Consider the following 22971-nt stretch of genomic DNA (forward strand, 5'->3'; position numbering starts at 1 on the left):
TTATAAAATCTTTAATTTATCTTTCTATTAATTTAAATAATCTGCTTTAAACTCAAGGTGAGTTAAGAAAAAAGGGCTGACAAAGAATTTATTAAAAAGATTAAGCAATGTGAACAAAACATTGCTTAAACATAGATTTTTTAGGCTTATTAAATTTTCGGAGGTAAAAAAATGAGACATAAAGTATTCGTGCTGTATGGTGGTAAATCTGCTGAACATGAGGTTTCCTTAGAATCAGCCTTAAATGTATTAAATGAATTAAATAAAAATCAGTATGATGTATTTGCTGTATATATTACACGAGAAGGAAAGTGGAGCAAACCAAGGCTAATATGTAATGAAAAAGTATTGAAACCCCAATTAATTATGGATACAAAAGAAAATCCGGGACAATCAATGTGTGAATTTCTACAAGAAATAGATGAAACCAGTATTGTGTTTCCAGTATTACACGGTACCTATGGGGAAGATGGAACGTTACAAGGAATGTTAGAAATGTTAAACATCGCATATGTTGGAAACAATGTAATAGCCTCTGCTGTTGGAATGGACAAAGTCTGGTCTAAAAAAGTATTTGCTCAGCATCTAATCCCACAAACACCGTATGTATATTTCAATATAAATCAATATAACTACAGTAAAAGGAACTGTATAAAAAAGGTTATTAAACAAATTGGATTCCCATGTTATGTAAAACCTGCAAACATGGGTTCTAGCATAGGGATTGGCTACTGTAAAAATGAAGAAGAATTAGTACAAGCCCTTGAAGTAGCCTTATTATATGATAATAAAATTCTTGTTGAAAAAGAAGTAGTAGGTAAAGAAGTAATTGTTGGCGTAATAGGAAATGAGGAGATACATTGCTCCTTAGCAGGAGAATGGAAAAGAGAACAAACCTTCTTTAATTTTGAGGATAAGTATGAAGATGATCATTTGACGCCACAAATTCCAGCACTTATTCCGGATACAACATATTTACAGTTGTGTAAATATGCGAAAGAAGCCTATACAGCTTTAGAAGGTTCAGGGCTGATGAGAATAGATTTCTTTGTTACAGAAGGAAATACGATTTATTTAAATGAAGTTAATACACTTCCAGGTTTTACAAAACATAGCATGTTCCCCCTGCTATTTGATAAAACCGATGGTATTAAATATTCCGAGTTATTAGACCGTTTAATATATTTAGGCTTATTAAAACACAAGAAAAAAAATAATATTCAATTTAGGAAATCTGTCTTATGATTACAAGGACCTTATCAGAAGTTATTAATATGATCAAAAGAAGTTATTTTACAGGTGAAAATGTTGTAATTAAAGGCGTTTCAATTGATTCGCGAAATCTTGTAGACGGCTCCTTATTTATCCCAATTATTGGCCCGAATAGTAATGGGCATCATTTTATTCAAGGAGCTATTAAAAACGGAGCAGCAGCAACATTATGGAAAAAGGGAGAGCCCAATTATCCTACTAACATACCTGTTATTTTTGTAGATGATACAACAGTAGCGCTACAGCAATTAGCAGCTTCTTATCGTCAACAGCTAAAAGCTACTTTTATTGGTATAACGGGTAGTAATGGAAAAACATCTACAAAAGATATTCTGCATAGTATTTTATCTACTAGTTATAAAACCCAGAAAACTCAAGGGAATTACAATAATGAAATTGGTGTTCCATTAACCTTGCTGCAGTTAAAAGAAGATGTAGAAATGGCGGTAATTGAGATGGGAATGGGGCGTATAGGAGATATTACATTTCTAAGTAAAATGGTCCAACCAAATATCGGCATTATCACAAATATTGGTCATGCACATTTAAGTAATCTTGGATCACTAAAGAACATTGCATCAGAAAAAATGGAAATGATGATTGGACTAGATCCAGAAGGCATACTTTTTTTCAATGGTGATCATTCTTTACTAGTTGAAGAGGCGAAAAATTATCCGCATAAAAAATGTACTTTTGGGGTAGAAGAGATTAATGACATCTATCTAACTTCATGTAGGACATTCTCATCTTCCATAGCATTTACAGCTTCACAGAGTAATGTACAATATCGTTTACCACTTATAGGGGAACATCAAGCAGTTAATAGTTTAGTAGCCATTAGTGTGGCGAAATATTTTAATATGTCAGATAAATGGATCCAACAGGGGTTAGATAATGTAATTTTATCTTCACAACGTAATGAAGTAATTCAAATTGGTAACATAACTATTATTAATGATACGTATAAATCTAATCCGGAAAGTGTAAAAGTAGCTATAGATACCCTTGCTTCATTAGATGTTAGCTCTAGAAAGCTTTTTGTGATGGGTGATATGTTAGATATGGGAAGTCAGGATAGAATGCTACATGAACAAGTTGGTGAGTATGTAAAAAGAGCTAAGCTAGATACAATTTTTGGATATGGTGAATTAGCATTTCACACGATTGCTAGGGTACAAAAGGAATTTCTACCAAACCAAGCCAGACATTTTAAAGAAGAAACTGAATTAATTGAGGGTATTATTGAGTATACAAAAGAACCATGTACTATTTTATTTAAAGCTTCAAGGAATTTGCGATTTGAAAAATTAATTGAACTGTTAGAGCAGCGGGTGACCCTATGAAGCCGCAATTACAAATAGATATAAATAAAGTAAAGAAAAACATGTCAGAATTAGTAAAAAAAGCACACCAAAATAATATCTCTATCACAGGTATTACTAAAGGCGTTTGCGGTAATGAAGATTTTGCAGTAGCACTAATGGCAGCTGGGGTAGATTCATTGGGCGATTCGCGCATTGAAAATTTGAAGAAGCTTAGTCACTTGCCAATTAAAAAAATACTATTAAGATCACCAAAATATAGTGAAATTGATGATGTTATACAATATGCTCATTGCAGTTTAAACTCTGAGCTAAAAGTAATAGAAAAACTTTCAGAAGTAGCCGAAGCACTAAATAAAAAACATGATGTTATTCTCATGATTGACGTCGGAGACCTTAGAGAAGGTATTTGGTATGAAGATGAAAAAAAAATTCACGATACCATATCGAAAAGTTTACAAATGAAAGGGATTAATATAACTGGAATCGGAACAAATTTAACTTGTTTTGGTGGAATCATTCCTACTAAAGAAAATTATGGATTAATAACACAGCTAGCACAGGAAATTCGTGATAAATACAATATACCATTACCAATCATATCAGGTGGAAATTCTAGTAGTTTACACATGCTATATGATGGGATAATCCCAAAGGGTATTAATAATTTACGAATTAACCAATCTATATTTTTAGGAAGAGAGATTGCATATGGTCATGAACTGAATCAATGGGAAGAAGATGTAATAAGGCTACGGGCGGAGATTATCGAAATACAAACAAAACCTTCGTTACCAAAAGGAGAAGTAGCTGTTATGAATGCATTTGGAAAAATAATTGTTCCAAATGATAAAGGGATTCGTAAAAGAGCAATTGTTGCTATTGGAAAGCAAGATATAGATATCAACGGCTTAAAAGCTATTGATGAAAATATTACTGTAGAGGGTTCAAGTAGCGATCATTGCATTATAGATGTTACAAATAGTTCACGTAATTTTGCGATTGGCGATTGGATAGATTTTAACATTATTACGTATAGCGGTGTTTTATCAGGAATGGCTTCTAACTATATAGAAAAAGTTTGTATAAATGAAACATAATGTTGCCATTGATATAACACGAGTTATTGCCGCAATTTTAGTAATTACTGTTCACACGGACCCACTTTTTCATTATTCACAGGACGGTAATTATTTTTTAGTTTCGGTATTAGCTCGTATAGCCGTTCCATTTTTCTTTGTAGCATCTGGATTTTTTTTCGCCCAAAAGATCCGCATAAACCATTCGATCAAAGATGACTTACCACAAGTAATATCAGTGATAAGTAGAGTCATAGCACTTTATTTTGCATGGATACTAATATACTTCCCATTACAAATGTATAGTTGGATTAAAAGTGGAGAGTCGTGGAGGTATTGGTTAGTATATGTTCAAAAAACATTGTTTGAAGGTAGTTACTACACACTTTGGTATCTATCTGGCCTAATTTTTGCAATGGCCTTTTCATTTGTTTTGTTTAAATTATGTAAACCTCAGATAGTGTTGGGAATCACTCTCATATTTTTTGTTTGTGGTACTTTTCTTCAATCTTATTTCGATATATTCGGTTCGAAAGATTTATTTTCTTGGTACTACACTATATTTTTAACAACAAGAAATGGCTTGTTTTTTGGTAGCTTTTTTGTAAGCCTAGGAATGTACATTGCTTACTCAAAAAAGAAAAGTTCATTAAAATATAATTTAGGTTTTTTATCTCTATCATTTGTATTACTAATATTTGAAGTATTTAATGTGCAAAATTTAGCTTTTACTAAGGGGAATGGCATGTGGTTTACGCTAGTACCAACTGTTTATTTTCTATTTATGACATTATTGAATGTGAATTTAGAAAATCATTCGAGTTACCACATTTTAAGACCATTGAGTTTTCTTATGTATGTGTCACATGGCTTATTTCTTATCCTCTTCTCAAAATTGTATCGTATAGATTCTTTGTTGTATTTTATAGTTATATTATTGGGAACATGTATTTTTTCAATAGTATTATTGTTTGCTAGCAAACAAATACCGTGTTTTAAAAAATTATATTAATTAAAACTTAGAGGTTTTTGGCCCAAATAAAAATTTCTTGCTATACAACGAAAATATATATGAAAACAGAATGTGCTAGAAAGAGCATGAATTCCTTATTCACCTAACTTCAAATTTGTTCTAATTATGAAAGGGATCTACTAAAAAGGTAGATTCCTTTTTAGTAGATAAGTGATTAGAATGCTATTGCAAATCTAGTTTAAATAAGTGACATGATGAAAAAATATTCATTATTCCATCAAATGGACAATAAAAATTGTAATCCACGTAATCAAGCTAATACATGGATTTTCTAAATCAATTTGTACATGTGAATTTTAATAAAATCTGTTGTGCTATTCGTTATTTAAAAGACTTTAATTCGATCATATTCTAATACAAGTATCACTCTCTGTGTACCTATACCTTTTCTTTTATCAATCTTTATAAAATCTTTATTTTATCTTTCTTTCCTATTAAATATTTTGTTTTAAATTAATTATATAAAGAAATGGAGGCTAGAAAATGAAATTTTCAAAAAAAATAAAGTACCTTTTTATTGCGCTTATCCCTATGTATATAGTTATTCTTTATTTTCAACCGAATAAAAGAAAGCTAGGTATTCGAAAAAAAAGTGCTCTTTTAATGGATGTACCATATGGAGAAAACACTCCCTTACAACAGTAAATGCGCCAAAAGTGATAAAAGCGGATGTTAAATAGAATGGAACCTCGAATAATTACAATAAAAACCGCTACTTAATATAATAACAACGGCATTTTTTCATTGCCACCTTTGTAAATTTTAATTTATATATATTGCATATATAACAAATGGAGAGAGAAATAATGAAACTATTAAAAAATAATAAAAATAGAATATTTAAGACCGTACTATCATTAGGAATTCTTCTAACAACAGCATTTTTAGTGTACTTTACAATAGGTAAATTCAATTCTCCTTCTGCAAAAGCGGGAGTTAAAGAAAATAGTAAACGAGCTATAGAACAACCAAAAGAAAAAATAGAGCATACAAAAAAGAAAAAACCTGATGGAAAGCCCGAAGGGAAAGTAGTGTATTTAACATTCGATGATGGGCCGAGTACATTGACTGGTCAATTTTTAGATGTATTAAAAGAGCAAGAAGTCAAAGCAACATTTTTTATGATAGGAAAAAACCTACAAAATGCGGGATTCCAAGAAAATGTTAAACGAGCGATAAAAGAAGGTCATTATATCGGTGGACATAGTATGACACATGATAGTAAGAAGTTATACACTGATGGACAATTTGTACCAGAGATGAAAGAAGCATTAGCGCTTATCCGTAATATTACAGGAACAAATCCTACATTGGTGCGTCCTCCATATGGCTCAGCACCGGGATTGAAAGACCAACAAATTCGGGACCAAATTGTAAAAGCTGGTATTAAAGTTTGGGATTGGACAATTGATTCTCATGATTGGGAGCTAAAAGATAATCCTAACCAAATTGTAGAAAATATTAAAAAGGGAACAACAGATGACGTGGAGGTCATTCTTGTGCATGAAAAGCCGCAGACATTACAAGCACTTCCAGAAATCATCAAATTTTATAAAGAAAAAGGATATGAGTTTGGTGTTTATCAGGATGCTGACCATTTTCACCTGAATTTCCAAAAAGACGCACGCTTATAGGCTGACAATAATACAGAAGCTCTGTGCTAACAGGGCTCTCTATGTATTTGATGAAGGAGATTACGATAAAGTCATAACAAATAGTAATGTAAAACCGGCTGGGGGTAGCAGTAATTAACGAAAAAGAGAACCATCGAATGATTAACGATTACGAGTTAATATCCCCCAAAAATATGATTATTAGTGACAATATTTGATACGAACAAGTGAGGTGATCTGGATGAGAGGAACATTAATAAAAATTGGAGTATTTATTTTGGTTTTAACAGTAGGGATATACATTTTTAAATACGCATATGACCAACATACCACTCTAGCTAAAGTAAGAACCACGATTAAACAAATATCAATAGAATATGGTATACCATCATGGATTCCCCTATCTATTGCATTTCATGAAAGTAAGTTTGATTCAAATGCAGTCGGAGATCAGGATACATCATTTGGACTATTTCAACTCCATCGAGGTGGATTAGCACCTGAGGATTTAACGGACGAAGAGCTAAAAAATGCAGAAACCAATACACGAATTGCAATATCTAATATGAAAAATGCATATAACCGTGGTTTACAGCAAAAATTAAAAGGACTAGAGCTATTAAAACATGTTGCTAATACCTCAGGTTGGCCTGGGAATAAGGGTGTTCAATGGACAGAGAAACAGACAGACTATAACAAGGGATTAGAAAACAGTTTTAAAATGTTTTCTAAACGAATACACGATTTTATAGAATAAAATTTTTTAGTAGAAGTAACTTTCATATGATTTAGGATTATAAACTTTTAACAATTTACATTAAACAAAAGCTACAGGAAGGGTGTAATTGCGTGAAGACGAAAATTTTAATTGTTGATGATGAAGCTGATATTGTACAGTTAATCGATTTATACCTCCGAAATGAAGGATATACGATTCATACAGCCTCTAATGGTATAGAGGCATTAGATATCATGAAACACGAACAAATTAATTTAATGATACTAGATATTATGATGCCGCATATCGATGGCATAGAAGTATGTAAACAAATAAGGAAATTTAGTGATGTTCCTATTCTTATGTTAAGCGCAAAAGCTGAAGATATGGATAAAATAATAGGATTAATGACGGGGGCTGATGATTACATGATCAAGCCTTTTAATCCGTTAGAATTAGTTGCACGAGTAAAAGCTTTATTAAGAAGATCTTTTTTGAAAAATACTTCCAATCAAAATGTAAAAAAAAATATTATACAAATCCGATCACTTGTAATTAATAAGGAAAATCATATTGTTACAATTGGAAATACTATCATAAAATTAACGCCTATTGAGTTTGAAATTTTATATGTATTAGCATCTACCCCTGGAAAAGTCTATAGTTCTGAAGAGATTTTTGAGCGTGTTTGGAAAAATATAGCATGTGATTCAAATAAAACCGTTATGGTTCATATTAGTAATATCAGAGAGAAATTAGAAAATGTTTTAGAAGGGGAAAGGATAATTCAAAATGTATGGGGAGTGGGATACAAAATTGAAAAATAGTTCTTTACAAATTCTTAAATCCATTCCTATATGGAAAATATGTATATATATTTTTCTTGCAGTATGTCTATCCTATGGAACCCTTTATATTATTAATGTGTTTTATTGGGGATTAGATGCTACGTCAAGTACGTTTGGTACGGTGCGTAGAGAAATTGCAAGAGCTTATGGGCCTAGGCACCTAGAACAGCTGTTTGCTAATCTTTACTATCTCTTTAATTTTGTTTTTATTCTTTTTTATATTTCACTATGCTATTTGTATGAAAAAAGAATATATTCAAAAAAATATTTCGATCAAATTTTAAATGAAATCAAGCATATTGGACATAGCAATTTTGAACATGAAATTATCATTATACCTGATACACCATTGGGGGAATTGGCTAAAGAAATTAATAACATAGTAAAGCAATTAAAAATATCTATTGAAGAAGAACGTTTAATAGAACAGACAAAAAAAGATTTGATTACAAATGTTTCACATGATTTACGGACACCGTTGACCTCAATTGTTGGATATTTAACTTATATTCATCAAGATAAATATAGGGATGAAATAGAATTACGTTATTTTATAGAGATTGTATATGATAAGGCTTTAAGACTAACTAGTCTAATAAATGATCTATTCGAATATACCCGTTTTCAAAATAAAGGAACTCACTTAGAAAAAACTAAAATCGATATCACTGAAATGCTTGAACAATTAGTAGTGCAATTTCGGTTTGAAATAAAGCAGGCCAACATGAATGTTCGGCAATCTATATCATCAAAAAAATTAAGTGTATTTGCAGATGGTGAAAAATTAGTAAGGGTGTTTGAAAATCTAATTACAAATGCAATTAGATATGGAAATGATGGGAAATATATAGATATTGTAGCACGTGAAGAGAATAATTTAGTTGTGATAGATATTATAAATTATGGTAGCTCTATTCCAACTACAGAATTACCTTATATATTTGAACGTTTTTATCGAGTTGAAAAATCTCGCGCTCTTCAGACAGGTGGTTCAGGACTTGGTTTAGCAATCACCAAAAGTATTGTGGAATTGCATGATGGAACAATTGAAGTACACAGTGATGTAGAAAAAACAACTTTCACAGTAAAGTTACATGTATTTTCAGAGGAGGCTTCTTTATAAGAAGCTTCCTCTTTCTTTATTAAATCTTTATTTTTTCTTTTCTTCCATTTTAATATTTTATTCTAAACTAATTTTACAAAAGAAAAAAGGAGATTAGAAAATGAAGATTTTAAAGAAACGGATTTATATTCCTATACTATGTATCTCAGCAATTATATTCCTCTATTTTTTTCAAACACATAAAAATGAGCTGAATATTCAAGCAAAGGCTGCAATTCTAATGGATGCCGAATCAGGAAAAGTCATCTATAAAAAAAATGAAGATATACCTTTTGCACCAGCGAGTATGTCGAAAATGATGACAGAGTATATCGTATTAGAGCAAATCGAAAATGGCAGCTTAAAATGGAATGATTCTGTTACGATTAGCTTAAATGCTGTGAATAGCGATGGTGTAAAAATTAATGTAAAAGATGGAGATCGTTTAACTGTTAGAGAACTATTTCATGCGATGGTAATATCATCAGCAAATAATGCTGCAATTGCATTAGCTGAACATATTTCTAAGAGTGAAAAGAATTTTACACTGCTTATGAATGAAAAAGCAAAACAATTACAATTATCAAATCAGACGCGCTTTGTTAATGCAACCGGCCTTGCTAATGAAAAAAATGAAGAATCCCAAATGACTGCATTAGATGCAGCAAAATTAGCACAACATTTGATAAAAAATTATCCGAATATATTAGAAACATCCAAACTTACATCTTTTAATTTACGTGGAACCACTGTAAATACAACTAATAAAATGCTTTATCCATCTAATAGAAGATTATATTTTCAAGGAGTTGATGGATTAAAAACTGGATTTACAGATGCAGCAGGATACTGTTTTACAGGAACAGCAAAACTAGATGGTAAAAGGATGATTTCTGTTGTAATGGGTACTAGTGATGGCTCTAAGCGTTTTATAGAAACCAAGAAACTATTCTCATATGGATTTGACAAATTTTATATACCTTTTTTTGAATCTATAAAATCTATTTTAAGATTATGGTAATTCGTTGAATCTTCCGATAATTTAGCGGGTAGTTTCAGCAATCATATGCAACACATAAAAAAGGCATCTATAAGGAGTAGATAAAATGAATATAAAGGTAATAGGTAGCTTAGTAGGGGGGACTGCTTTAATCCTCTTGGGAATATATATATTTTTTCGTGATACATTGGATACTGTCCACAGTAAAGAGAATATTCAAAGTAATGATGAGGTTATAACGATAACCTCTCCAGATGCTGCAGATGTAGTAGTGAATAAGCATAGAAAACTTCCAAGTGGTTATAAACCCAATGATTTAATTGTGCCAAATGTTAAGTTTGCATTTGATGGTATTCAAGAGAAGAATTATATGCGGAAAGAAGCCGCGATAGCTTTAGAAAAATTATTTTCCCTAGCAAAACAAGATGGAATAAGATTACACGCTATATCAGGATTTCGCTCTGAAAAATATCAACAGAATGTCTATAAGCGTAATGTAGAGACACAAGGTCAAGTTCAAGCTGATACAGTTTCTGCAAACCCGGGGCATAGCGAACACCAAACTGGACTAGCTATGGATGTTTCTGCTGATAGTGTCAATAATACATTAGAAACCGAATTTTCTAATACTATTGAAGGGAAATGGTTAAAAAATAATGCCCATCGTGCAGGTTTTATCATTCGTTATTTAAAGGACAAAGAACAGATTACAGGTTATTCATATGAACCATGGCATATTCGATATGCAGGTGATATTGCTAAAGATATTTACGAGCGAAATATCACCTTAGAAGAATATCTCAACATAAAATGAAAATATACATTTAATTAATAGGGGAAGAATCACATCGCCATCAACTTAAGAGATTTTAATACCCTCAAGTACCAAAAAACGTCATCCTTTCTAATCTAGCTTATTTAGAAAGGATGACGTTTTTTGATGAATCTCTCGATTCAAGATGAACTACAACCATTTGCAGAGGAATTACAACGATATGTGACACCTGTATTTTTAGAAGAACTTGCAAGAGAACTTGTGTTTGTAAAGCAGAAACGTAAGTTTTCTGGCTCAGACTTAGCCACCATTTATATCTGGATTAGTCAACGAGTCGCTAGCCCTTTTATTAAAACTCAATAAATGTAAGGAAAACTACGCGAATCGAAAAGTTAATGATATTAAAACGAATATTCAATCCTTTGAAAAAGCATATGTAAAATCTGGAGATGATGCGAAAGCAATTCAAGAATTGGAACAAAATTTCTATCAAGAGAATGCGACATGGATTACAACGCTAGACAGTGTAGGCAATATAAAATATGCAAATGGGTTTTCTTTAGAAATTCAATTAGATCCTAATAAAAATAATTTTTTTTCTAATCGTGTAATTCATATTCCAATGTATAGTTTTATCGATTTAGAGGATATGCAAAGGATGCAGTTTCGTTTAGAACCGGGGAATCGTATTATTATTGATGGATTACAACAAGGTGATACAGTGATACCTGCGATGTTAACAGTAAAAAATGGGAATTTGGTATTGGAGAATAAGCAACTTTCAGAAAGGTTATATGGAAGAGAAGACACAACGGATCCGTCATTAAAAGAAAGCTTATTAGGAAGCATTAAGAAAGTACAATTCCCAGAGGGAACTATAGGGCCAAGCTTTATTTATACAAATCGTGTATTTATAGACAGGATAAAACAATTTCAGATAAATCTAATATTAGATGAAAAAGATAAAAAATTAACTTCTATGGAAATAATGGATTATGAGCAAAATGATATTAAATATAAAATATTCATTAAACCAATAAAAGATGTAAATGGTAAGATAAATTATTTTTTTGCTATGACATCATTACAACCAGTGGATGAAGCTGTACAAATGATAAAAGATTATTATATTTATTTAGTTATATTAGTGCTAATTCTTATTGTTTTAGTATCGTTCTATTACTCAAAAAAAATCGCTAAACCATTGTTACAAATAAATGATACTACAAAAAGAATTGCGGATTTGGATTTTTCAGAGAAGATACCTATTACTACAAAAGATGAAATAGGTGATTTATCAAACAGTATTAATACACTTTCTATGACTTTGCATTCGTATATTAACCAACTGCAGCAAGACATAGAGAAAGAAAAGCAATTAGAAAATACACGTAAAGAATTTATCTCTGGTGTTTCACATGAGTTAAAGACGCCTTTAAGTATAATGAAGAGCTGTATTTCAATTTTGGAAGACGGTGTTGCAAGTAATAAAAAAGAGTATTACTTTAAAGCAATGTCAAAAGAAGTGGATAAAATGGATATGCTCATTATTGATATGCTAGAATTAGCAAAGTTTGAATCCGGTACGTATAAAATGGAAATGGATGTTTTCCATATTGATGAGATGATTGATTATATATGCGAGCAATTATCCCCGGAGATAACGGCTAAGCAATTACATGTCCATAAGCACCTTTCTAAAATTGAAGTTGTTGCAAACCAGCATCGAATAGAACAAGTTATTACTAACTTTGTTACCAATGCGATTCGTTACACACCAGAAAATGAGAATATTATTATTTCTACAATAGAAGAAAATGAACGTGTCAAAGTATGTATAGAAAATAAAGGAGCTCATATCGCACCAGAACATTTAAAGAAAATATGGGATCGTTTTTATCGAGGAAATACGTATCGTCAACGAACCAAAGGTGGAACAGGGCTGGGGCTTGCTATTTCAAAGAATATTTTAGAATTGCATAGTGTACAATATGGTGTATCAAATACTGAAGATGGTGTATTATTTTTCTTCTATTTAAATAAAAGCTTGTAGAATTTGAGTTCTACAAGCTTTTATTATTTTTAAACAAAATTGATCTTATCTGCACTTTATCTTTATCAGCGTTCATTAATTATTTTACTATCTAACAAAATAGGTAAATAGAAAAATACTATTCTTTCTTTATCTTAATCAGGAAGAATAGTATTTTTTATTTTGGGTGTATAGGGCTAATGCTGGTGATATTTTACATATTTATTCACCAGCAATTGAATGTTTGTTCACTATTTATTAGGTGTATAACCAGTTCTCGAATTCGGGAATTAACTTAACTTTAATAGAGAGGCAAATATTTTTCTAAAGAGTGAATTAAAGTATTCTTTAACTAATTTCGACATTATCTGCATTTTATCTTTATCCCTCTCTATTAATCTATTTATTGTAAGAACCGATTGAAATTACTGAGTCAACCAAATAAAGGTTCGGATTTATAAATAATTGATATAAAAATCAATAGAGAAAGGATAGATAAATAATGAAAAAAACAAAAAATAAAAATAAAACAGGTGTAATAACTAAGGCAATAATATCGCTAGGAGCTGTTCTAGCAACGGCTTGTTTCATGTTCTTATTGATTGGAAAATTTAATTCCACCCCTGCGAAAGGGATAGCTCAAGAAAGTATTAAACAAGTTAACACGCAGCAACAAGAAAAGAAAGGTGAAACACCACCGACAAAACAAAAAAGGCCGGATGGAAAACCTGTAGGAAAAGTAGTCTACTTAACATTTGATGACGGTCCGAGCACATTAACTGGTCAATTTTTGGATGTATTAAAAGAGGACAATGTTAAATCAACATTTTTCATGCAAGGAAGTAATTTGCAAAATACCAGTCTTCAGGAAAATGTAAAACGAGCAATAAAAGAGGGGCATTATATTGGTGCACATAGTATGACACATAATAGTAATAAGTTATATAAAAATGGGCAATTTGTACCAGAAATGAAAGAAACTCTAACACTTATACATGAAATTACAGGTACAAACCCTAAATTAGTTCGCCCGCCATATGGTTCCGCACCAGGTTTAAAAAGCGAAGAAATTCGCAACAAAATTGTAGAATCTGGAATAAAAGTCTGGGATTGGACGATTGATTCTCATGATTGGGAATTAAAAGATAATCCAACTCAGATTGCAGAAAATGTAAAAAAACAAACGACAGAAGATATAGAAGTTGTTTTGATGCATGAAAAACCACAGACATTACAAGCTCTTCCTGAAATTATTAAATTTTATAAAGAGAAAGGATATGAATTTGGTGTATACAATGATGCAGATCATTTCCACCTGAATTTCCAGAAAGATCAACGTTTATAGTATTTGACACTCCCCCCTAAAGGGTCAAGCTGACAAACGTCAGTGGGATTCTTGCTACCAAAGGCGAAGTCCATTTCTGGTATCGCTGACGTGCAAGATTGCGGTGTGCCATCACCACTCTCACGACAGACCGTATAGGATCGTGAGCTACGGTACTATCACCATACCGTACAGGTTCGTGTTCAGATGTTTTAGCGTCTAGTTCTTGACGACACATATCATTTTACCGATAGCATGAATTCGGCTACCGAACTCCATATGATATCTTGTTTTCAAGGAACACAATGTCGTTTTAAAGACTTGTACTTGTCTATAGTTTGTGTATAACCAAAACACAACTGTTTTTCTATGAAAAAGCGATCCTTTCATCCCATGCCTAAAGTCCGATATGGGCTTTCCCGTATCGCAAAATCTGTAATTATCTTTGAAAATTGGCTTTCATCAGTAAAAACGTTACCTAATTTCACTAATAAAAGCACTGTAAGAAAGGAAATTGTATATGATTTTTAAAAAAATTACAATCTCATTGATAAGTATCATTTCCTTAGTAGCTTGCGGAAATCCAGATAGTAAGAAAGCAGTCCCTAAAATAGAATCTTCTTCTATCACCTTAGAAAAAGAGTTTCCCTCTTCTTCTAATATAGATACTTCTACATTTAAATCTATTTTTAAAACAAGTGTATTTTTAGGGGATTCCATTACAGATGGACTTCATAATCTTGATATATTAGACGAAGAAAATATTATAAGTGGTATAGGGAAATCAATTGGAGATGCTCAAAAAAATGTAGAGCAAGTAGCCAATCAAAAACCGGAAAATATATTTATTCTACTTGGGCTATGTAATCTTGCTGAAACAAAAGAATCTACAGTAACCCAATATTCTCAATTGATTCAAAAAATAAAAGAAAAATTACCTGATACAAAAATAAATATCCTGTCAATTACACCAGTTACACCAGAACGTACACAAAAAGAAGAGCGTTATAAAAATATTAATGATTTTAATGAAGGATTTAAAATGATAGCGAAAAAAGAACAAGTGAATTTTATCGACTTGTCCCCGATGTTTAAAGATAATCCAGATCTCTATGTTGAGGATGGCATACATTTTAAGCCGGAATTTTACCCAATTTGGTTGGAATATTTAAAAAATCAATTAAAATAAACAAAAATATTTTTGTATTATTAAATTACTACTTTTAATGTGTGTATTGTTTATACAAAGTTAATATAAAAAGGAAGTGAACTATTGCAACTAGCAACAATTCGCTTCCTTTTTTATTTAAACCAACTCGTATTTCCTATCTTGAAATCGACTATTACCAAACCATTTCATTGATTATTAAACACATTTTATTCAATCAAATTTCATATTCAATCTCAGAAATATAAGTATCAAATTATTCTTCTGTTAAGCTATTTAATAACTAATTTTCAAACTTAGGATTCTTTAAATTATTTCTATCTTATCTGCACCTTATTTTTACTTGTAACGATTAATCTATATTTGTAAACGAAAGGTTCGCATTGAAAATAAAAATAGCATCGCTATATACACAATAGCTTACGAAATAATGACTTGAGAGGAAGATAAAAATGTTAAAGAAAGTATGTGTTTGTCTAGTTACGGGGACCATTGCATTGTCCTCCGCAGCCTGTGTAAATAAAGGAACTGAAAAAACATCAAATAAGGTCACTCAAGAGGCTGTGCATGAAAAAAAATCGAAAGATAGTGCGTATAAACCTATTTTTAAAAACAGTTTATTCTTTGGTGATTCCATTACTGAAGGGATGATTGATCAAGAATTAATCCATGATCAAAATATTATTGCTGACAAAGGTAAAATTACAGCAATGGCTATAGAGGAAGATGTTAACAAAGTAGTAGAAAAAAACCCTGAACATATTTTTATGAGCTTTGGAACAAATGATTTACTGATGCCTATGGATCTTGAAGGAAAACCTATCGAAAATCCAGTCAAGTTTTCAATAGATAACTATTCAAAATTAATACAAAAAATAAAAGAAAAACTTCCAAATGTAAGCATACAACTTTTATCTGTTACACCAGTTATAGATAAGGTATTACAGGAATACCCACAATATAAACATATTGATGAATATAACGTGAAACTTAAAGAATTAGCAAAAGCTGAGAAAGCAGAGTACATTGATTTATCTCCAATCTTTGAAAAAAACAAAGATTTACATGATCAAGATGGTGTACATTTTAAAGCTGATTATTACAAGCTACTACTTGAACAATTAAAAAATGCCGTTAAGTAATACTTATACCTAAAATTTACAGTTCTTATATGAGGACTGTAAATTTTAAATAAAAAACAAAGACAAAACCATTTAGGAGGTGAAAGAACAATGGTGTTCAGTAGTTTGATTTTTCTTTTCTTATTTTTACCATTAACAATTCTCATTTATTACGTATCACCTAAAGTTCTTCGAAATTTAATATTATGTATCTGCAGTCTCATTTTTTATGCATGGGGTGAGCCTGTGTACATAGTCATTATGATATTTTCCACCATATTTGACTATGCTAATGGCATACTTATAGATAAGTATAAAAATCGCAAGGGTATTACAAAAGCAATATTTATCAATTCTATAATAATAAATTTAGGAATACTTGGTTTCTTCAAATATTACGGTTTCGTGGTGGATAATATCAATACCATTTTTAATTTGAATATTCAGGTTGAGACGCTTCCACTTCCTATAGGAATCTCATTTTATACTTTCCAAACAATGTCTTATGTAATTGATGTTTATTTAGGTAAAGTACAGGCACAAAAAAATATTATTTCGTTTGGTACCTATGTTACGATGTTTCCTCAACTTGTTGCAGGGCCTATTGTAAAATACAGTGATATTGATAAACAATTACAAGAAAGAAAAGTAACATTAGATCGTTTTGGTGAAGGAATGGAATTATTTATTAGAGGACTTGCGTTAAAGGTACTTTTAGCTAATAATATAGGACTTCTTTGGACAAGTGTAAAAACAACTTCTATATCAGAACTTACAGTCCTCACAGCATGGATCGGGATTATTGCTTTTGCTTTCCAAATTTATTTTGATTTTAGAGGATATTCAGCTATGGCTCAAGGGTTAGGCAAAATGTTCGGATTTGATTTTCCAGAAAACTTTAACTATCCCTATATATCCAAAAGTGTAACCGAGTTTTGGCGTAGATGGCACATATCATTAGGTTCATGGTTTAGAGAGTATGTATACATTCCTCTCGGCGGAAATCGGATCGGATTAATGAAACAACTTAGAAATTTGTTTGTAGTTTGGCTCTTAACAGGATTATGGCATGGAGCGAACTGGAATTTTATTATTTGGGGATTGTATTTTGGATTATTTGTAACACTAGAAAAGCTATTTCTTTTAAAATGGCTTAAAAATAGAATGAGCTTTATCGGACATATGTATACACTTATTATCGTTTTAATCGGATGGGTATTTTTTGAGTTTGAAAACTTATCAGTAGCAATAGATTTCATAGGAACAATGTTTGGCTTTAATCAATCCGTTTTCTTGGATAATAAAACTCTATATTATCTTACAACTAATTTTATACTATTTTTTGTCCTAGCAATTTGTTCAACACCATTCCCTAAAAGAGCGTTTGTATATATTAGAGAAAAGTCGAAGTTACCAGGTGCTATTGGCATTCCAGTCTTTTATGTAGTACTAGTAGTTCTTTCAACTGCTTATTTAGTGAATGCCACGTACAATCCATTCTTGTATTTTAGGTTTTAATGATAGCCTATAGAACAATAATATTGTATTTAGCTAGAAAGAGGTGAGTTACTTGAATCAGTATGAAAAAATATACAAAAGCACAATGGCAGGGTTATTGTCACTATTTATAGGGGGGATGTTCAGTATAAATTTATTAACTCCCAATAAAACATTTTCAGATACAGAGAATAGAAAGCTAGAACAGTTTCCAGAGTTCTCTTTCCAAAATCTTATAGAAAAGAAGTTTACTTCTAACTATGACAAATATATTTCTGATCAGTTCGCATTTAGGGACCTTTGGATAAGCGTGAAATCTGATATGGAACGAACAATAGGAAAGAAAGAGAATAATGGTGTGTATATAGGTAAAGATGGTTATTTACTTCAAAAGTTTAGTAAGCCTGAAGAACAAGATGTAAAAGGAAAAATAGAAGCAATAAATGATTTTCATATTGCGAATCCTAATGTGAAAATGCAGGTCATGTTAGTACCTACAGCAATTAGTATTTTGGAAAATAAATTCCCAAATTATGTTTCTCATGGTGACGAGCTTGCGTATATTAATAAAGTGAAAAAATCTTTAGATAAGGATATAAACTTTATAGATGTATATCCTGTATTGAGTTCAAAAAAGGATGAATATATATATTATAAAACCGATCATCATTGGACCACCAAAGGCGCATATTATGCCTATCAAGAACTGGGTAAAAATATGAAATTTACTCCTAATAAAAATGGGTCATTCAACATTAAACAAATTACAAATAGTTTTTATGGATCCCTATATTCAAAAGCAGGTTTTAGAAATATAAATCCTGATAGTATTGAATTATATGAGCCAAAAAAAGATAACAAATATAAAGTAAAGTATATTGATGAAAACAAAACGTCCACCTCTCTTTATGAAATGGAGAACATCAAGAAAAAAGATAAATATACTGTATTTTTCAATGGGAATCATCCATTAATAAAAATAAAAACTGATAATATGAATGGAAAAAAATTATTAGTTGTCAAAGATTCTTATGCGAATTCTTTACTGCCATTTTTACTACCACATTTTAGTGAAATCTATATAGTCGACCTTAGGTACTATACAGATAGTCTAAATATGTTGGTACAGAATAATAAAATTAATGATATGTTAGTGCTTTATAATGGAAATACTTTCTTTGAAGATTCATCTATAAACAATTTATCTGAATAAATTAATTTATGTTTATCGCGATATTCATTAAATATAAATCGTTAGAACCCTTGTTTAAATTAAATGATTAAAACAACTAAATGCAAAGGAGAATTTAAACTAATGATAAATTTGTTGAAACCTTTTAATATAAAATTCATTAATACTATTATTGTTTGTACAATTACTTTGGGAGCTTTAAGTGGTTGTTTTGGAAAAAAAGAAAACGTTAATAGCCTTTCAGTTACAGAAATAGGAGAGGAAATTAAACATGCTACTAACTTAGAAGGAATGAAGGAAGGAGATAGTAAAAAACTTCAAAAGCTATATAACATAAATCTTGATGAAGTCGAAAGTTTTGTGTTATATACTGCTCCTACAAATATCAAAGCTGATGAAATCGCTGTAATTAAATTGGATAATACGAAAAGTGTAGACAACATTAAAAAGAAAATTATAAGTAGGATCGAAAAGAAATCAAAAAGCTTTAAAGGCTATCTTCCAGAAGAATATTTCTTAATAGAAAAACATGTTTTGAAAACAAAAGATAACTATATCCTTTTAATAATATCAAAGGATGCTGATAAAATTGAAAAAATATTCGACGAAAATTTTAAGTAATATAAATTAAAACAAGGGATTAAATACAGGCATTTTCATATTAGTTATAGTTTAACTTGTAAATGCTTTTTCTCTTAAGAATTTTTTAGAAATAAGGTCTTGATAATGTACGAAATTCATATTTTTTAGTAAGAACTTGCCTATAAATATGATTTTTATATGGTAATTTTTCATCACTAAGTCAATAACTAAGCCAAAAGTCGATTTCTTATACAATAAAGAAATTGGCTTTTTTTATAAAACTTTGCTTAGCGTACGAAATTCGCGTTTTGATGGTGCTCCCCAAAATCTTATAGCAGCATTTGTTTACATCGTTATTTAATGTATATCGTATACAAATCTAGCTAACATAACACCTAATTATCCGTAGCAAGGAATGAGTTTAGTAAATTAGTAAATAAATTCCTGAAAAGCATTTACAAATAATTCTATAAAAGGTATTGTTTATAACATAAGTAGACTTTATTTTCAGAATATTTTTATATTTTAAATTTCAATTCTCTTATAATAATTATGATTGGGGGGATGCCTTGTGAATGCAATGTTAACTTCTTATCAAGTGTTTCTCATGACAAAAGCACATTAGATAGGTTTCCTAATGATATTCGTTTAATGAGGCATGGAAGACTTACTTCTTTTAAAGGCACGACTAATGAATTAACTAATTTAATTAGACCGGAAGGAATATCCGTTTCTTTGTTTAATAGCATTTCTTATTATCACAATTTATAGTCTTCTTCTAATTAAATTAGACAAAGAATGTTGAAAAACCGAAGTATGTTGTTATCGGCAAAAAACGATAATTTGCAAACACTGGGGAGGAAATACATTGAAAAAGAAAAAGAAATTAAAACCTTTAGCAGTATTAACAACAGCAGCGGTGCTAAGTAGTACTTTTGCTTTTGGAAGTCATGTAGCGTATGCCGAAACACCAACATCATCTATACCAATGGATGAGCATTTAATACCAGTTGAACGTTTAGCGGAAGCACTAAAACAACGGGGAGTAATTGATCAATCTGCATCACAAGCTGAGACATCAAAGGCTGTCGAAAAATATATTGAGAAAAAGAAAGGGAAAAACCCTGGGAAAGAAATCTTGACAGGAGATAGTCTTACGCAAGAAGCTTCTGATTTTATGAAAAAAGTAAAAGATGCAAAAATGAAGGGAAATGAACAGGCGCAGCAGCCCGCAGTAGGACCAGTAGCTGGACAAGATGCAGGGTTGAATCCTGGAAAATTAAATGGAAAAGTACCTACTACACCAGCTAAGCAAGAAGAGTATAATGGGACTGTTCGAAAAGATAAAGTACTTGTTTTACTTGTAGAATTTAGTGATTTCAAGCATAACAATATTGATCAAGTGCCAGGATATATGTATTCTAAGGACTTTAATCGTGAACATTATCAAAAAATGTTATTTGGTGATGAACCATTTACGTTATTTGATGGATCGAAGGTTAACACATTTAAACAATATTATGAAGAACAATCTGGTGGTAGCTACACAGTTGATGGAACTGTAACGGAATGGCTTACTGTTCCAGGAAAAGCTTCAGATTATGGCGCGGATGCGGAAAATGATCGTGATAACAAAGGTCCTTTAGGGCCACGTGATCTTGTGAAAGATGCATTAAAAGCAGCGGTAGCGAAAGGGGTCAATTTAGCAGACTTTGATCAATATGATCAGTACGATCAAAATGGTGATGGAAATAAAAATGAGCCAGATGGCATTATTGATCATTTAATGGTTGTACATGCTGGCGTGGGTCAAGAAGCTGGCGGCGGTAAATTGAAAGATGATGCGATTTGGTCTCATCGTTCAACACTTGATGATGATGAACCATATGCGATTGACGGCACAAAATCTTCTGTTTCGTATTGGGGCGGAAATATGGCTGCATACGATTATACAATCGAGCCTGAAGATGGAGCGGTTGGTGTGTTTGCACATGAGTATGGTCATGATTTAGGCTTACCAGATGAATACGATACGAATAACTCAGGACAAGGTGAACCTGTTGGGGTATGGTCTATTATGAGCGGCGGCAGCTGGGCTGGAAAAATTGCGGGAACAGAGTCAACTAGTTTTTCGCCACAAAACAAAGAGTTTTTCCAAAAGAATATGAAGGGCAACTGGGCGAATATCGTTGAGGTAGATTATGATAAACTTCGCACAGGAGTCGGTGTCGCAGCATATTTAGATCAAAGTGTTACAAAATCAAAACGACCAGGAATTATTCGTGTTAACTTGCCAGACAAAGTTATCAAAAATATCGAGTCGACATTTGGTAAGAAGTTTTATTACAGTACACAAGGAAATAACATCCATACAACACTTGAAACACCAGTATTTGACCTAATAAATGCAAAAGATGCTAAGTTTGATTATAAGGCATTTTATGAAATTGAAGCGAAGTATGATTTCCTTGATGTAAATGCGATTACAGAAGAAGGAACGAAGATACGTATTGATAGAATCGGCGAAAAAGATGTAAAAGGCGGTATGGATACAACTGACGGTAAGTGGGTTGATAAATCATACGATTTAAGCCAATTCAAAGGGAAAAAAGTAAAACTGCAATTTGAGTATGTAACAGATAAATATAAAGCTTACAAAGGATTTGCATTAGATAATGCAGCATTAACTGTAGATGGAAAAGTTGTTTTCTCAGATGATGCAGAAGGCCAACCAGCAATGACGTTAAAAGGATTTACTGTGTCTAACGGGTTGGAACAGAAGAAACATAACTACTATGTAGAGTGGAGAAATTACGCTGGTTCTGACACGGCGTTACAACATGCGAGTGGCCCAGTATTTAATACAGGAATGGTTGTATGGTACGCGGATCAAAGCTTTTCAGATAACTGGGTAGGTGTTCATCCAGGTGAAGGATTCTTAGGAGTAGTAGATTCTCATCCAGAGGCAATTGTAGGGTCATTAAACGGACAACCGACTGTGAAAAGCAGTACGCGTTTTCAAATTGCTGATGCGGCATTCTCATTTGATCAAACGCCAGCATGGAGAGTAAATTCGTCAATTCGCGGTATTTTTGATTATAAAGGATTACCAGGAGTTGCAAAATTTGATGATTCTAAGCAATATATCAACAGCGTGATTCCAGATGCAGGACGTAAGTTGCCGAAATTAGGATTAAAGTTTGAAGTAGTAGGCCAATCAGAAGACAAGTCTGCAGGTGCAGTTTGGATCCATCGATAAAATAAAGTGAAATGAAGAGGAGCTGCCTTATAAG

At 31.6% G+C, this 22971-nt stretch carries 19 protein-coding genes and 1 pseudogene; all 20 read left to right on the forward strand.

Features of this window, described 5'->3' with window-relative positions; all coding sequences use genetic code 11:
- Positions 1 to 171 precede the first annotated feature (171 nt).
- The 20 genes and pseudogenes from ACFVQC_RS26135 to ACFVQC_RS26230 all read left to right on the forward strand — a co-directional run bounded on the left by ACFVQC_RS26135 (position 172) and on the right by ACFVQC_RS26230 (position 22937).
- Positions 172 to 1245: a D-alanine--D-alanine ligase family protein gene (locus ACFVQC_RS26135; RefSeq protein WP_377899660.1), complete on the forward strand. Its 1074-nt coding sequence runs from the start codon at positions 172 to 174 to the stop codon at positions 1243 to 1245.
- Positions 1242 to 2615 carry a UDP-N-acetylmuramoyl-tripeptide--D-alanyl-D-alanine ligase gene (locus ACFVQC_RS26140; protein WP_377899661.1) on the forward strand — a complete coding sequence of 458 codons (1374 nt, stop codon included), beginning with the start codon at positions 1242 to 1244 and terminating at the stop codon, positions 2613 to 2615. The genes ACFVQC_RS26135 and ACFVQC_RS26140 overlap by 4 nt, the downstream gene beginning before the upstream one ends.
- The gene (locus ACFVQC_RS26145) at positions 2612 to 3694 is read left to right on the forward strand and encodes an alanine/ornithine racemase family PLP-dependent enzyme (protein WP_377899662.1); all 1083 of its coding nucleotides are present in this window, start codon (positions 2612 to 2614) and stop codon (positions 3692 to 3694) included. The genes ACFVQC_RS26140 and ACFVQC_RS26145 overlap by 4 nt, the downstream gene beginning before the upstream one ends.
- A complete protein-coding gene (locus tag ACFVQC_RS26150) occupies positions 3684 to 4685 on the forward strand; it encodes an acyltransferase family protein (RefSeq protein WP_377899663.1) in 1002 nt (333 codons plus the stop codon). Before ACFVQC_RS26145 ends, ACFVQC_RS26150 begins: the two co-directional genes overlap by 11 nt.
- 504 nt (positions 4686 to 5189) lie before the next feature.
- Positions 5190 to 5351, forward strand: coding sequence for a hypothetical protein (locus tag ACFVQC_RS26155; protein WP_377899665.1), 162 nt, complete (start codon positions 5190 to 5192; stop codon positions 5349 to 5351).
- Positions 5352 to 5512: 161 nt separating this feature from the next.
- Positions 5513 to 6340: a polysaccharide deacetylase family protein gene (locus tag ACFVQC_RS26160; protein WP_377899666.1), complete on the forward strand. Its 828-nt coding sequence runs from the start codon at positions 5513 to 5515 to the stop codon at positions 6338 to 6340.
- Between the two features lie 220 nt (positions 6341 to 6560).
- On the forward strand, positions 6561 to 7076 hold the full coding sequence (locus ACFVQC_RS26165; RefSeq protein ID WP_377899668.1) for a transglycosylase SLT domain-containing protein: 516 nt from the start codon (positions 6561 to 6563) through the stop codon (positions 7074 to 7076).
- A 92-nt stretch (positions 7077 to 7168) separates the two neighbouring features.
- The gene (locus tag ACFVQC_RS26170) at positions 7169 to 7864 is read left to right on the forward strand and encodes a response regulator transcription factor (protein ID WP_377899670.1); all 696 of its coding nucleotides are present in this window, start codon (positions 7169 to 7171) and stop codon (positions 7862 to 7864) included.
- Positions 7854 to 9008: a sensor histidine kinase gene (locus ACFVQC_RS26175; RefSeq protein WP_377899690.1), complete on the forward strand. Its 1155-nt coding sequence runs from the start codon at positions 7854 to 7856 to the stop codon at positions 9006 to 9008. The genes ACFVQC_RS26170 and ACFVQC_RS26175 overlap by 11 nt, the downstream gene beginning before the upstream one ends.
- Before the next feature lie 100 nt (positions 9009 to 9108).
- Complete coding sequence (locus ACFVQC_RS26180; RefSeq protein WP_377899671.1) at positions 9109 to 10008, forward strand: D-alanyl-D-alanine carboxypeptidase family protein; 900 nt, start codon at positions 9109 to 9111, stop codon at positions 10006 to 10008.
- A gap of 85 nt (positions 10009 to 10093) precedes the next feature.
- A complete protein-coding gene (locus ACFVQC_RS26185; RefSeq protein ID WP_377899672.1) occupies positions 10094 to 10801 on the forward strand; it encodes a M15 family metallopeptidase in 708 nt (235 codons plus the stop codon).
- Positions 10802 to 10927: 126 nt separating this feature from the next.
- Positions 10928 to 11104: pseudogene (locus ACFVQC_RS26190) on the forward strand (IS4 family transposase); the annotation flags it as partial.
- On the forward strand, positions 11076 to 12815 hold the full coding sequence (locus ACFVQC_RS26195; RefSeq protein ID WP_377899691.1) for a sensor histidine kinase: 1740 nt from the start codon (positions 11076 to 11078) through the stop codon (positions 12813 to 12815). The pseudogene ACFVQC_RS26190 and the gene ACFVQC_RS26195, both read left to right, overlap by 29 nt.
- 481 nt (positions 12816 to 13296) lie before the next feature.
- Positions 13297 to 14139, forward strand: coding sequence for a polysaccharide deacetylase family protein (locus ACFVQC_RS26200; protein WP_377899673.1), 843 nt, complete (start codon positions 13297 to 13299; stop codon positions 14137 to 14139).
- A gap of 499 nt (positions 14140 to 14638) precedes the next feature.
- Positions 14639 to 15307: a GDSL-type esterase/lipase family protein gene (locus ACFVQC_RS26205; RefSeq protein WP_377896049.1), complete on the forward strand. Its 669-nt coding sequence runs from the start codon at positions 14639 to 14641 to the stop codon at positions 15305 to 15307.
- Positions 15308 to 15738: 431 nt separating this feature from the next.
- Positions 15739 to 16428, forward strand: coding sequence for a GDSL-type esterase/lipase family protein (locus ACFVQC_RS26210; RefSeq protein ID WP_377899674.1), 690 nt, complete (start codon positions 15739 to 15741; stop codon positions 16426 to 16428).
- 90 nt (positions 16429 to 16518) lie between these two features.
- Positions 16519 to 17925, forward strand: coding sequence for an MBOAT family O-acyltransferase (locus tag ACFVQC_RS26215; protein ID WP_377899675.1), 1407 nt, complete (start codon positions 16519 to 16521; stop codon positions 17923 to 17925).
- Between the two features lie 52 nt (positions 17926 to 17977).
- The gene (locus ACFVQC_RS26220) at positions 17978 to 19117 is read left to right on the forward strand and encodes a DHHW family protein (protein WP_377899676.1); all 1140 of its coding nucleotides are present in this window, start codon (positions 17978 to 17980) and stop codon (positions 19115 to 19117) included.
- 102 nt (positions 19118 to 19219) lie between these two features.
- Positions 19220 to 19717: a DUF4358 domain-containing protein gene (locus ACFVQC_RS26225; protein ID WP_377899677.1), complete on the forward strand. Its 498-nt coding sequence runs from the start codon at positions 19220 to 19222 to the stop codon at positions 19715 to 19717.
- Between the two features lie 829 nt (positions 19718 to 20546).
- Positions 20547 to 22937: an immune inhibitor A domain-containing protein gene (locus ACFVQC_RS26230; protein WP_377899678.1), complete on the forward strand. Its 2391-nt coding sequence runs from the start codon at positions 20547 to 20549 to the stop codon at positions 22935 to 22937.
- The last annotated feature ends 34 nt before the right edge of the window (positions 22938 to 22971 follow it).

Source organism: Bacillus sp. NPDC057893, from assembly GCF_042796455.1.
Lineage (GTDB): Bacteria > Bacillota > Bacilli > Bacillales > Bacillaceae_G > Bacillus_A.